The organism is Acidovorax sp. KPB24-03 (assembly GCF_057546605.1).
In genome coordinates this window covers 1-13026 of sequence record NZ_BAAJYR010000092.1, presented here as the reverse complement: position 1 = coordinate 13026, position 13026 = coordinate 1, and the positions used below count along the sequence as shown (strand labels likewise).

The window sequence follows — 13026 nt, the reverse complement described above, 5'->3', positions numbered from 1 at the left end:
GGCCTGGCGCTGCCGGCGATCTGGTTCTGGCCCGCGCAGACGCCCGGCCTGCGCGCCTGGGCCGCGGTGGTGGCGCTGGCCGTGCTGTGCACCGGCATCGCCTACATCCTGTACTTTCGCCTGATCGCCCATGCGGGGCCCAGCCGGGCGCTGGCGGTGACCTTCCTGGCGCCGGTGTTCGCGGTGTTCTACGGCGCGGTGTTTCTGCACGAGGCCGTCACGCCGTGGATGGTGGGCTGCGGGCTGGTGATCGTGTGCGGCACGATGCTGTCCACCGGGTTGATCGGGCCACGGCGGCGCACCGGCGCGGGCTGACGAACCGCAAAGGCCGGCGGGGGGCGCCCGCGCACCGCGCATGCCCCATCGGCCCCGTGACGTCCGCCTTCCGGAAAACCCCGAGAGAGGCGCCCGGCCGCCCACTTTCCTGCGGGCGCTGCTCTGCCATGGTCATGAACCCGTTCTAAACTCGGCCCATGCCCCTCGCGCCCCACTTCCGCATGGATTGTCCTGTCCGGGTCCGTGCCATGGGCCGCCAAGGTGTTCTCCCTTCGGCGCCGCACGATGGGCTATGAAATCTTCTTCCTCGGCGGGCTGCACCTTCTGCTGATCGCGGTGCTGGCGCTGTTGCCCGGCGCCGAACTGCTGCAGCCATCGCGGCGCACGCGGGTGCAGGCCGGGCTGATCGGTGGCCTGGCCTCCGTGCTGATCATGGTGTTCACCCGGGCGTTCGACCCCCTGTATGCCGAATTGCCCCATCCCACGGTGACGGCGGTGTGCACGGTGATGTTCGGCCCGCTGGCCGGGGCGCTGGCGGCCGGGGTCACGGCCGTCGGCTTCTGGTGGCTGTCGGCCGGGCCGCTGCCTGCCGGGCTGGGCGCGATCGGCGCCGTGTTCGCCATCGGCCTGCTGTGGCGCGGGGTGCGGCAGGCGACGGGCCTGAACCTGTGGGTGGTGATCGTCGCCGTGGCCGCCTGCCTGCCGCCGTGCATGCTGTTCTGGCGCGAAGGGCCGGCGGGCTTCCTGCTGGAGGGCGACCTGATGCCCTGGCTGCAGCAGTTGCCCTGGCGCTATGGCATGGGCTTCTTGATCCTGGGTGGGGGCACGCAGCTGCTGTGCGGCCGGGCCCGGGCACTGCAGACGCTGCGCCAGCAGGAGCAGGAACTGCTCATGGCCCTGGATGCCACCGGCGGCGGCCGCTGGGAGTGGGATGTGCCCCAACGCCGGTTTTCCTACCGCGGCAGCTTCTACCAGGCCTTCGGGCTGGAAGACCGGGACACCCGCCGTGGCGCTGGCGCAGCCGCGCGCGACGCGAGCGACTGGCAGCGCTGGAACGAACGCCGCCATCCGGACGACGCCGCCCGCCTGGCCACCTACCTGCAGCGCACGATGGAGGGGCACGAAGACAGCTTCAATGCCGAATTCCGCATGCAGGACATCCATGGCCGCTGGCGCTGGGTGATCGCCCGGGGGCAGGTGGCCGAGCGTGACGCGCACGGCCGGCCGCTGCGCCTGGTGGGCATGGACCTCGATGTGACCTCGCTGCACGAGATGCAGGAGGCGCTGCGGCTGTCGGAGGTCAAGTACACCACCATCTACCAGATGCTGCCCGACCCCGCCGGCGTGGCGCGCCTGTCCGACGGCTGCTACCTGGATGTGAACGAGGCCTTCACCGAGCTGCTGGGCTACACCCGCGAACAGGCGGTGGGCCGCACCTCGACCGAGCTGGACATCTGGGCCCATCCCGAGCAGCGCGCGCAGATGGTGGCGCTGCACCGCCGCGACGGCTACGTGGACCGCATGCCGATGGTGGCGCAGCGCGGCAAGCGGCCCATTCCCGGGCTGATGTCGGCGCGGCCCGTGACGGTATCGGGCCAGGAATGCATCGTCTTCGTGTTCCACGACATGACGGCCGAGGAACACAGCCGCGCCCGGCTGATGGACGCCAACCGCCTGCTGCAGCAGGCCGGCCGCATGGCCCGCATGGGCGCGTGGGAGCACATCGTCGGGGAGGGGCTGGTGTACTGGTCCGATGTCTCGTACGACATCCACGGCCTGCCGGCCGACGCGCCGCTGCCGCGCACCGACTACCTGGAGCGGTTCGTGGTGCCGCCCTTTCGCGAAGCCCTGCGCGAGCGCTTTCGGCAATGCATCGTGGACCGGGCCGAATGGAGCATGCAGGTGCAGATCCAGCGGGCCGACGACGGCCGGCACATCTGGGTGACCGCCACCGCCGAGCCCGTGCTGGAAAACGGACACGTCACCCGCGTGCGCGGCGTGATCCAGGACATCGACGAATCCCGGCGTGCCAGCGAGCGGCTGAGCCAGTCCGAGGACCGCTTCGCCCGCGTGTTCCGCCTCATGCCCTACCCCATGGGCCTGTCGCGCCGCGAGGACGGCGCCTACATCGACGTCAACCCCGCCTGGGAGGCCCTGCTGGGCATTCCCCGGGACGAGGCCATCGGCCGCACCGCCGTCGAGCTGGGCATCATCACCCCGCAGGTGCGTGCGGCGCTGGTGGAATCCGTGCAGGACCGCATCGCCGTCAACGGCGTGGAAATCACCATGCGCACGCGCCACGACGGCTTGCGCACGGTGCTGCAGTCCATGCACGCCACCGAGATCGACGGCGTGCAGGCCTGGCTGTTTTCGGGGCACGACATCACCGAGCGCAAGCGCATGGAAGACCAGGTGCGCGAGCGCGAGGCGCTGCTGTCGCTGACCATCTCGGCCGCCTCCATCGGACTGTGGGACTGGAACCTGCAGACCGGATCGCTCACCGGCGACCGCCGCTGGCGCGACCTGCAGGGCCTGCCGCCCGCCGCCGGCGACGCTTTGCCCGTGCACTGGACCGCCGGCATGGCGCCCGCCGACATCGAGGCGGTGACCACTGAGCTGGCGCGCCACACCGCCCACCCCGCCACGCCGTTCGACGCCACCTGGCAGATCGCGCTGCCCCAGGGGCCCGGCCGCTGGGTGCGCAACCTGGGCAAGATCGTGGACTACGACGAGGCCGGCCGGCCGCAGCGCATGCTGGGCGTGGGCATCGACGTGAGCAGCCAGCGCGTGCAGGAAGAGCTGCTGCAAAAGCTCGCCCATTTCGATGCGCTCACCGGCCTGCCCAACCGGGTGCTGCTGGCCACGCGGCTGCAGCAGGTCATGGCGCGGGCGCGCGAGCGGGGCCAGTTGCTGGGCGTGGCCTACCTCGACCTGGACGGTTTCAAGCCCGTGAACGACCGGCTCGGCCACGACGCGGGCGACCGCCTGCTGGTGATCGTGGCCGGCCGACTCACGCGGGCGCTGCGCCCCGTGGACTGCGTGGCGCGGCTGGGTGGCGACGAATTCGTCATCCTGCTGCCCGATCTGGCGACCCGCGCCGACGGCGAGCGCCTGCTGCGCCGGGTGATGGAAAGCGTGGCCGCGCCCTACACGCTGGGCACCGAGCGGGTGGCGGTGACGGTGACGGCCAGCGTGGGGTACACCATCTACCCCGACGACGACGCGGACGCCGATGCCTTGCTGCGCCATGCCGACCAGGCCATGTACGCGGCCAAGCAGTCCGGCCGCAACCGCTTTCACGCCTTCGACGCCGCGCAGGAGCGCGCGCTGCAGAGCCACCGCGAACAGGGCGAGAAGGTGCGCGATGCCATCGTGGCGGGCGAGTTCGCCCTCTTCCTGCAGCCCAAGGTGGACATGCGCCGGGGTACGGTGGTGGGCGCCGAGGCGCTGGCCCGCTGGCATCACCCGCAACGCGGCACCCTGTCGCCCGGCGCCTTCCTGCACCTGATGGACGGCACCGACCTGGAGACGGTCTTCGGCGAATGGGTGGTGGACACCGCGCTGGACTGCATCGCCGCCCTGCTGCGCGCCGGCCTGCGGCTGCCGGTGAGCGTCAACATCTCGGCCCAACACCTGCAGCGCGAAGGCTTTGCCGACTGGCTGGCCGGGCGCCTGGCGCAGCGGCCCGACGTGCCTGCGAGCCTGCTGGACATGGAGATCACCGAAAGCGCGGCGCTCTACGACATCGGCCATGTCGCACTGCAGCTGCAACAGCTGCGCGACCTGGGCGTGACGGTGTCGCTGGACGACTTCGGCACCGGGTACTCGTCGCTCACCTACCTGCGCCGCCTGCCCATGGACACGCTCAAGCTCGACCAGAGCTTCGTGCACGGGATGATGACCGACTCGGGCGACCTGGCCATCGTGCAGGGCGTGATCGGCCTGGCGCGGTCGTTCGGCTACTCCATCGTCGCCGAAGGCGTGGAAACCGTGGAGCAGGGGCAGATGCTGCTGCAGATGGGTTGCACGCTGGCGCAGGGCTACTGCATCGCCCGGCCCATGCCGGCCGATGAACTGCCGCAGTGGCTGGGGCAATGGCAGGCGCCCGAAGGCTGGCAGCCGCGCCGCGGGCTTTGACGCCAAGCCGGTTCCGCCAGAGACCGGCCAACTTGGCACCGGACGGCGTCGCTTAGCGACCGCATGCCGCGTTGAGCCTCGGATCAAAAAGGCCTTCAGCGCAATATCCACTAGGGCATATTGCTATACAAATAATAGCAATCGGCGGTATGGCGTGATGGCGATTCCAGCCAGGTGACCGGCCTGGTTCACCGCAGGGTGCCGACAAGGTGCCCCATTCAACGCCCCTTTGGCTCGCGCAGCACGGCAAGCGGAGGGCCTCGCCTGGCCGGCCCCCCCCCGCTCCGGCCATTTCATTCTGAAAAACAAGAATGATTTAAATACATATAAGGCAATATTGACTAATGCCATAAGAATATCGTTGATATTTAAAATATTCATTCTCTGAATAAAATATTTTGGATATCAACTGGGATAAAGTACCGCAGGGCATTTGATTCACAAGCAGGCGGATTGAAATTGCCTTGAATCCCATTTATTTAAATGCCATTGACACGGGGCGATTTTTGGCCAAGGGCGAATGGCAGCACCCCTGTCAATGCAAAAGTTATCAATGAATCACTGACGCTGCAACTGGCGGTTTTCACCCATGGTCTGCCACGCCATGCGGATTCCGCCCCGGCTTTTCGCAAAAAAATCATTCGGAGGTATGAAGACGGTATGAACGCACTTGGTTTGATCGATCAGCAAAAACTGGGTTTGATCACCCCCCATGACATCGATGCATTTGCAGCCGATGGCGTGGAAATCGATATTGTCCTGTCAGGCATCTGCGGCACCGACCTGGCGGTCTTGTCCGGCCGGGAGGAAGGGAAAATCGGCGTGGTTCGCGGTCACGAGGCAGTCGGTGTGATCACCAGGGTGGGCGCAGGCGTCAGATACCTGCGCCCCGGAATGCGGGTGGTGGTGGATCCCAACGAATACTGCGGAACCTGCGAATTCTGTGCCTCCGGCCAAACCCACCTTTGCAATGGCGGCGCCAATGCAACGCTGAATATCGCGGGGGTCAACAAGCATGGCACCTTTGCCGAACGCTTCACCACCCGCGAGCGGTTCGTCTATCCCCTGCCGGACGACATGAGCTGGGAGACTGGCGTGTTGATCGAACCCGTCGCCTGCATTTTGAACAACATCGACCAGGCAGCGATTCAGGCAGGCCAAAGGGTTTTGCTGCTCGGCTCCGGCCCCATGAGCCTGGTCGCACAACTGCTTTTGCGCGCGATGGGCGTTCAGACCCTCGCCACCGATCTGAATCGGCACCGGATCGCATTCGGCCGTTCGCTCGGATTGGAGGTCATGCACCCCGACGACCTCGAGGCCCGCATGCAGCAAGGCCATGTGGACGCCGCCATCGATACCGTTGGCAATCAGCTCGGCACGGCCGCTCGATACATTCGCCGGGGCGGAAAAATCGTCCTTTTCGGATTCAACGGCAATTATCAGTACCCACTGCCCGTCAAGCATTTTCTTGTCAACGCCATCAGCATTATTTCAGCCGGCGAATACAACCAGCATTTTCCCCGCGCACTGCGCATGGCAAAAATGCTGCCCGAGCTGGGCCGCTTGGTAACTCACCGCTACGGACTGGAGGCTTACGCCGCGGCATTCGATGGGTTATTGAATGACCCGTCCGTGCCCACCATCAAGGGCGTGTTCACGCCGAACCCGCAATACCTTTAAACCCCAGCCAGCCATCAAAAAACCAAAGGGAGTTATCGTGAAGGTTACTGTATTCAGCCAGATTTCCATCGACGGCAAATTGACGTTGGGCGGCAATGGGGCATCGAGCAAGGCGCTGTTCCAGCGTTTCAACGATGACGACATGCGCTTCATCCATAAATTTCGCGGCGAGGTGGACGCCATCATGGTCGGTCGCAAAACCATCGTCACTGACGATCCCCAGTTGACCAACCGTTATGAGGCCGGGCGCAACCCCATCCGCATCATTCCGACGACATCGCTGGACTTTCCCGTGTCCGCCAAGGTCCTGAGTTCGCCTGAAGAAACCATCATCGCCACGACGGAGCAGGCGCGCGACCACGAGATGGTGGAGCAGATTCGCGCCCAGGGAAAGGAAGTGATTTTCGTCGGTGCATCGCAGGTGGATTTCAAGCTGCTTTTCCCCTTGCTGGAAGCGCGCGGAATCAGGCACATCATGGTCGAGGGCGGTGGCCAGTTGAATTGGCAGATTTTCGATCTCGACCTGGTGGACGAAATCATCCTCATGCAGTTGCCCATCATCATCGGCGGCTCGGAAACGACCACGCTGACGGATGGCGAAGGTTATCGAAACATCGAAATGACCAAGTCATTCAAGCTGCATGCCTTCGATGCGCGCTCCAACTACAACCTCATGCATTTCAAGCGCGAGCTGGCACCGCAAAGGACGCATTGATGCCGGAAATCCGCGCCGTTATTTTCGATATGGATGGGGTGCTGGTCGACAGCGAACCCCTTTATATGGAGCAGGAAAAGCTTTCCTACGCCCGCTACGGCGTGACCCTCGACACGGCGGGGCTGTCGCGTTTCGTGGGAACCACGCAGCGGTATATGTGGAGCACCATCAAGGCGGAGCATGGGCTGGCCGAACCGCTGGATTTCCTGATGGCACAACACCAAAAGCAGGTGGTTCGGGCCATGGGCATGGCCCCCCTTTCGGCCATGCCCGGGGTGCCGGATTTTCTCGTCAAGTTGAAAGAAGCGGAAATACCTTGCGCCGTGGCTTCGTCTTCGCCCGCTGAACTGGTGGGAGTCATTTTGCGGAAAACCGAACTGCTGCCTTTTTTCGATCGCGTGGTGTGTGGAACGGACGTCAAAAACAGCAAGCCCGACCCCGAAATCTTTCTTTTGGCAGCCGGCCGGCTGGGTGTCGCTCCCCACGAATGTGCGGTGATCGAAGATTCAAGCCACGGTGTGGCCGCTGCCAAAGCCGCGGGCATGTTCTGCATCGGATTCGTCAACCCCCATTCGGGACTTCAGGATTTGAGCGCGGCGGATCGGCATGTGCGCCACCATGACGAGATCACGAAGTGGTTTCTTGAGCAATGAAAATGAAAAAATTCAACATCGCGGATTTGAACTGGATCAATCCGCCGGCGTCGTCTTCCATCACCGATCAGGAAATCGTCATTCGCACCACCCCGGATACGGATTTTTGGCAGGGTACCTATTACGGGCTGGAATACGACAACGCACCTGCGCTCGCCCTTTCCAGCGAAGAACCATTCTGGACCCTGAAGGCCAAGGTTGCCTTCGATTCCAAAGTGCACTTCGACCAATGCGGCCTGTTCATCTACCAGGACAAAAACACCTGGATGAAGAGCGGTATCGAATACCAGAGCAACGGCTTTCAGCAATTGTTCGCCGTCGTGACCAACCATGGTTTTTCAGACTGGTCCATGGCCAACTATGACCGGACCACGCAAACCATGCATTACCGGCTGAGCCGAAGGGGCAGCGATTTTCTACTTGAAAACTCCTCCGACGGAATCCGCTTCAGCATGATGCGCATGTTCCATTTATTCCATGCGCAAGGCGCCGTTCGATTCGGGTTCTTCGCCAGCAGCCCGGGCGACTCGTCATTCGAGGCGCATTTCTCGGAAATCGAGTGGACGGAATGCCTCTGGAAAGAACACGCTTCCACCCGCTTTTGAGACAGCAGCCATACCCATATCCCTATTCACCATGAAAACTTCAGTCGATCAGAACCGCCGCGCGCTTTACGTCTGCTACGCGGCCATGATGTGCCTGGCCATTGCCCTGAACTTTCTGCCGGTGTACCTGACCACGTTCAGCGACACCTTCGGGAAACAGGGCGGGCTGACCGCGGAGCAGTTGGGGCGAATCCCGGCCATCATGTTTCTCAGCTTCATCATTGCCATCCTGGTGACCGGGCCTTTGGCGGACCGAGGCGATGCCAAGCGGATCATTCTTTTTGGGCTCATCACCACCACCGCCGGCTTGGTCCTGGTCGGCTTTGCCCCTTCCTACGCCTTTTTGCTGTTTGCCGTCGCCGTGATGGGATTCGGCGCTGGCGTGCTGGACATGATCCTCAGTCCCATCGTGGTCGCACTCCAGCCCGAACGCCGCAGCGCGGCCATGAATTGGCTGCATGCGTTTTTCTGCGTCGGGGCGGTGGGTGCCGTGCTGATTGCCAGCATCGGCCTGAAATGGGACGTGTCGTGGCGCATGGTTGCTCTGGGCATCACGGTCGCGCCAATCGTCACCTTCCTGCTGTTTCTCGGATTGAGGCTGCCGCCCCTGATCCAGGAAGACGCGCAACGGGAAGCCATGCCCCAGCTGATCAAGCAGCCCTACTTCATCGCGTGCCTGATCGCCATCTTTCTCGGGGGCGCCACGGAAACGGGGCTGTCGCAATGGCTACCCACCTATGCGGAGCAGGGGCTGGGGTATTCGAAGGAAGTAGGCGGCTTTGCGCTGGCCGGGTTTTCCGTCGGCATGGCACTCGGCAGAATGGCCGCGGCCCTGCTGCATGAACGCATCGCGCCGATTTCCCTGATGCTGGGCTGCTGTGCCGTGACCATCGGTCTTTTCTTCATCATCAGCTTTCCGCCAAGCCCGGCCGTGGCCATCGCCGCCAGCATTGCCGCTGGGTTTTCGGGCAGTTGCCTGTGGCCCACGATGCTGGCCATCACGGCGGACGCCTACCCTCGCGGTGGGGCGACCATGTTCGGTGTGCTGACCGCTTTCGGCAATTCCGGATGCAGCCTGATCCCCTGGCTGGTGGGCATCATCATCGAATACTCGGAAATCCACATCGGGCTGCTGGCCGTCGCGCTCTGTCCGGCGGGCATGATCGGCTTGCTCTTGTGGATGTCTCGGCGGTCGCGCAGGCAGGCACCGGCCCTGGCGCATTGACGCAAAAGCCGGTTTCCCCTATCGGCCACCCGGTGCGGTGGCTCCATCTTCTGGCGAATCGGTCCGTCAGCCCACCAGTTCCTTCACCTGCTGCAGCGCCGCCGGGTCTTCCATCGTGGTGAGGTCGCCCGGGTCTCGCCGCTCAGCCACGGCCTGCAGGGCGCGGCGCAGCAGCTTGCCGCTGCGCGTCTTGGGCAGTGCCGCCACGAAGTGCACGCGCGCCGGCCGCGCCACCGCGCCCAGGCGCTGGGCCACCTGCTGCATCACCTCGCCCTCCAGCCGCAGGCGTGCCGCTTCATCGGTAAGCACCGCCGCATCGCGCACCACGGCGAATGCCATGGCCACCTGGCCCTTGAGCCCATCGGCCACGCCCACGACCGCTACCTCGGCGATCTGCGGGTGGCCGGCGATGCTCTCCTCGATCTCGCGCGTGCCCAGGCGGTGTCCGGCCACGTTGATCACGTCGTCGGTGCGCCCGAGGATGAAGTAATAGCCGTCGGCGTCGCGGATGCCCCAGTCGAAGGTGCTGTAGCGCATGGGGCCGGGCAGGCTTTGCCAGTACGTCTGCACGAAGCGCTCGTCGTCGCGCCACACGGTCTGCAGGCAACCCGGAGGGAGCGGCCCTTCGATGGCGAGCACGCCCTTCTGGTCGGGCCCGGTGAGCTCCTCGCCCGTGGTCTCGTCGATCAGCTTCACGTCGTAGCCGTACATCGCCCGGCCCGGGCTGCCCAGGCGCGCCGCCTGCGGCTCCACGCCGCGGGCCAGGGTGAGGATGGGCCAGCCGGTTTCGGTCTGCCAGTAGTTGTCGATCACGGGCACGCCCAGTGCCTGGGCAATCCACTCGGCCGTGGGCGCGTCCAACGGCTCGCCTGCCAGCCACAGGCCATGCAGACTGGACACGTCGTGCCGGCGCAGAAAGGCCGGGTCCTGCTTCTTGAGCACCCGCACCGCCGTCGGCGCGGAGAACATGTGCGTGACGCGGTACTTTTCCACCAGACCCCACCACACGCCCGCATCGGGCCGGGTGGGCAGGCCTTCGTACACCAGCGTGGCCATGCCGGCGATCATCGGGCCATAGACGATGTAGCTGTGGCCCACCACCCAGCCGATGTCGCTGGTGGCGAAGAACAAGCCGGGGTTCGCAGCGGCGACTTCTGCACCGCCCTCTGCAGCGCCCACGCCGAAGATGTGCCGCATGCTGGCCGCCAGCGCCACCGCATAGCCGCCCGTGTCGCGCTGCACGCCCTTCGGCCGGCCGGTGGTGCCGCTGGTGTACAGCGTGTAGCTGGGGTGCGTGGCGTCCACCCACTCGCAGGGCACCTCGGCATGCAGGTGCTGCTCGCGCAGCGCCGCCCAGTCGTGGTCGCGGCCGGCCTGCCGGGCCATGGGCGCCAGGCCCCGGTCGATCAGCAGCACGGCGGCGGGCTGGTGACGCGACTGGGCGATGGCCTCGTCCAACAGCGGCTTGTAGGGCACCACCTTGCCGCCGCGCGAGCCCGCGTCGGCGCTCACGATGGCCACGGGCTCGGCATCGTCGATGCGCGTGGCGAGCGACGCGGCCGCGAAACCGCCAAACACCACGGAGTGCAGCGCGCCGATGCGCACGCAGGCCAGCATGGCGAACACCGCCTCGGCCACCATCGGCATGTAGATCAGCACGCGGTCGCCCTGCCCCACGCCCAGCGATCGCAGCGCGGCCGCCATGCGCTGCACCTCGGCATGCAGTTCGGCGAAGGAATAGGTGCGCTCGGTGTTCGTCTCGGTGGAGACGGCGATCAGCGCCGGCTGGCCGGCCCGGTGGGCCAGGTGGCGGTCCACCGCGTTGTGGCACAGGTTGGTGCGGCCCCCCACGAACCAACGCGCGAACGGCGGATCGCTGTCGTCGCAGATCTGCTGCGGCGGGGTGTGCCAGTCGATCAGGCGGGCCTGTTCGGCCCAGAAGGCGTCGCGGTCGTCGAGGGACCGGCGGTGAAAGTCGGCGTAACGGGGCATGGCTTGTCTCCTTGGGATCGTTCTTTTGCCGGGACCGCGCCATTCTGCCCAGGGATCCCGACGCCGCCCTGACAGCGCTGCAGCTTGCCGTGCCCACTGACCGGCCCCCCCACCCCTGTCGCAATGGAGCGAATTCCGCCATGCGAGGCGCCATGCTCTCGTTTGCCCTCCCCACCTTGGCGCACGGCCCACCTACACTTTGAAACATCGGGCAAGGGCATCCACCCCAGTCACCCGAGGCCCTGTTTTCCCATTTCCTCTGGCTCAGCGTCCTGGAAGGCACCTTCATGACACCCACCCGTTTCACCATCGGCCGCCGCCTGGCACTCGTGCTCGGCACCATCCTGGTGCTGTTTCTGGTCAGTTGCCTGTACGGCATCGTCCAGCTCCGGGCCGTCACGCAGGAAATGAACACCATGCTCAACACGTCGCTGGCGAAGGAGCGGGCCGCCAGCGACTGGTATCGCAACATCACCAACGGCGCGCAGCGCGTGGCCGCCATCGCCAAGAGCAGCGACCCGTCGCTGGCGGACTTCTTCGCCGCCACCGCGGCCGAGTCGAGCAAGCAGTCATCGGCGCTTCAGCAGCAGATCGAAAAGATGCTGGACAGCGACGCCGAGAGGGCGCTGTTCGCGCAGATCGGAGAGAACCGCAAGGCGTACCTTGCCACCCGCGACGAGGTGTCGCGGCTCAAGAAGGAAGGCAATGCCGATGCGACGGCCCGAGCGTTCACCGAACGCTACGAGCCAGCTTCGGCCAACCTGCAAAAGACCATGGCCCGGATGGCTGACCTGCAGCGCAGCGAACTGGACGCGGCGGGCGAGCGCATCCGCGCGGCCAGCCAGGCCGCCACCGGCTTGCTGACCGCCTTGTGCGTGGGCTCGCTGCTGCTGGCGGCGCTGCTGGCCTGGCGCCTGACGGTCAGCATCACGCGGCCGCTGGCCGAAGCGCGCCAGGTGGCCGAGCAGATCGCGGCCATGGACCTCACCGGCCAGGACCACGGCCGCCACGCCACCGACGAAACCGGCCTTCTGCTGCGCGCCCTGGCCTCCATGCGCGGCGCGCTCGAAGGCTCGCTGATGGAGGTGCGCAACGTGGCCGACTCCATCGCCACCGCCACGCGCGAGATCGCCACCGGCAACGCCGACCTGAGCCAGCGCACCGAACAGACCGCCAGCAACCTGCAGGAAACCGCCAGCTCCATGGAAGAGCTGACCGCCACCGTGCGCCAGTCGGCCGACTCCGCCGCCACCGCCAACAAACTCGCCACCTCGGCCGCCGAAGTGGCGCGCGCGGCGGGCAGGTGGTGACCCAGGTGGTGTCCACCATGGACGAGATCAACCAGAGCTCGCGCCAGATCAGCGACATCATCGGCGTGATCGACGGCATCGCCTTCCAGACCAACATCCTGGCGCTGAACGCGGCCGTGGAAGCCGCCCGCGCGGGCGAGCAGGGCCGGGGCTTCGCGGTGGTGGCCGGCGAGGTGCGCAGCCTGGCCCAGCGCTCGGCCGAAGCGGCCAAGGAAATCAAGGCGCTGATCAGCTCCAGCGTGACCGCGGTGGACGGCGGCGTGCGCCATGTCGAGGACGCCGGCGCGGCCATGAAGGAAATCGTGGACAGCGTGCAGCGCGTGTCCGACATCATCGGCGAGATCAATTCCGCCTCGGCCGAGCAGACCGCCGGCATCGGCCAGGTCAACGGCTCGGTGGGCGAGATCGACCGCATGACGCAGCAGAACGCCGC

Annotated in this window: 8 protein-coding genes and 1 pseudogene; 8 read left to right on the top strand and 1 reads right to left on the bottom strand. The window is 65.7% G+C overall.

The genetic code is table 11. The annotated features are described in order from the left end of the window. The 7 genes from AC27KI_RS12270 to AC27KI_RS12240 all read left to right on the top strand — a co-directional run. Window positions 1-315, top strand: a 315-nt coding sequence (locus AC27KI_RS12270) for an EamA family transporter (protein WP_487114020.1), incomplete at its 5' end; no start/stop codon positions are given. Between the two features lie 204 nt (window positions 316-519). After that, window positions 520-4413, top strand: a complete 3894-nt coding sequence (locus AC27KI_RS12265; protein WP_487114018.1) for an EAL domain-containing protein — start codon at window positions 520-522, stop codon at window positions 4411-4413. A gap of 483 nt (window positions 4414-4896) precedes the next feature. Further along, complete coding sequence (locus AC27KI_RS12260) at window positions 4897-6093, top strand: zinc-dependent alcohol dehydrogenase (protein ID WP_487114016.1); 1197 nt, start codon at window positions 4897-4899, stop codon at window positions 6091-6093. A 37-nt stretch (window positions 6094-6130) separates the two neighbouring features. Then, window positions 6131-6808: a dihydrofolate reductase family protein gene (locus tag AC27KI_RS12255; RefSeq protein WP_272569274.1), complete on the top strand. Its 678-nt coding sequence runs from the start codon at window positions 6131-6133 to the stop codon at window positions 6806-6808. After that, window positions 6808-7461 carry an HAD family hydrolase gene (locus tag AC27KI_RS12250; protein ID WP_487114014.1) on the top strand — a complete coding sequence of 218 codons (654 nt, stop codon included), beginning with the start codon at window positions 6808-6810 and terminating at the stop codon, window positions 7459-7461. The genes AC27KI_RS12255 and AC27KI_RS12250 overlap by 1 nt, the downstream gene beginning before the upstream one ends. 2 nt (window positions 7462-7463) lie before the next feature. Continuing rightward, window positions 7464-8066 carry a DUF1349 domain-containing protein gene (locus AC27KI_RS12245; RefSeq protein WP_487089695.1) on the top strand — a complete coding sequence of 201 codons (603 nt, stop codon included), beginning with the start codon at window positions 7464-7466 and terminating at the stop codon, window positions 8064-8066. A 31-nt stretch (window positions 8067-8097) separates the two neighbouring features. After that, window positions 8098-9291, top strand: coding sequence for an MFS transporter (locus tag AC27KI_RS12240; protein ID WP_487114022.1), 1194 nt, complete (start codon window positions 8098-8100; stop codon window positions 9289-9291). Window positions 9292-9357: 66 nt separating this feature from the next. Here the strand turns inward: AC27KI_RS12240 and AC27KI_RS12235 are convergent, their stop codons facing one another. Further along, entirely contained in the window at window positions 9358-11283 is a 1926-nt protein-coding gene (locus AC27KI_RS12235; protein WP_487114012.1) for a propionate--CoA ligase, read from the bottom strand. A 287-nt stretch (window positions 11284-11570) separates the two neighbouring features. Between AC27KI_RS12235 and AC27KI_RS12230 the strand changes: the two are divergent. After that, a pseudogene (locus AC27KI_RS12230) lies at window positions 11571-13026 on the top strand (methyl-accepting chemotaxis protein); the annotation flags it as partial.

Coding starts and splice junctions, on each gene's coding strand:
- AC27KI_RS12260 (WP_487114016.1), top strand. CDS start 4,897: ATGCCATTGACACGGGGCGATTTTTGGCCAAGGGCGAATGGCAGCACC.
- AC27KI_RS12250 (WP_487114014.1), top strand. CDS start 6,808: ATGCCGGAAATCCGCGCCGTTATTTTCGATATGGATGGGGTGCTGGTC.
- AC27KI_RS12245 (WP_487089695.1), top strand. CDS start 7,464: ATGAAAAAATTCAACATCGCGGATTTGAACTGGATCAATCCGCCGGCG.
- AC27KI_RS12240 (WP_487114022.1), top strand. CDS start 8,098: ATGAAAACTTCAGTCGATCAGAACCGCCGCGCGCTTTACGTCTGCTAC.
- AC27KI_RS12235 (WP_487114012.1), bottom strand. CDS start 11,283: ATGCCCCGTTACGCCGACTTTCACCGCCGGTCCCTCGACGACCGCGAC.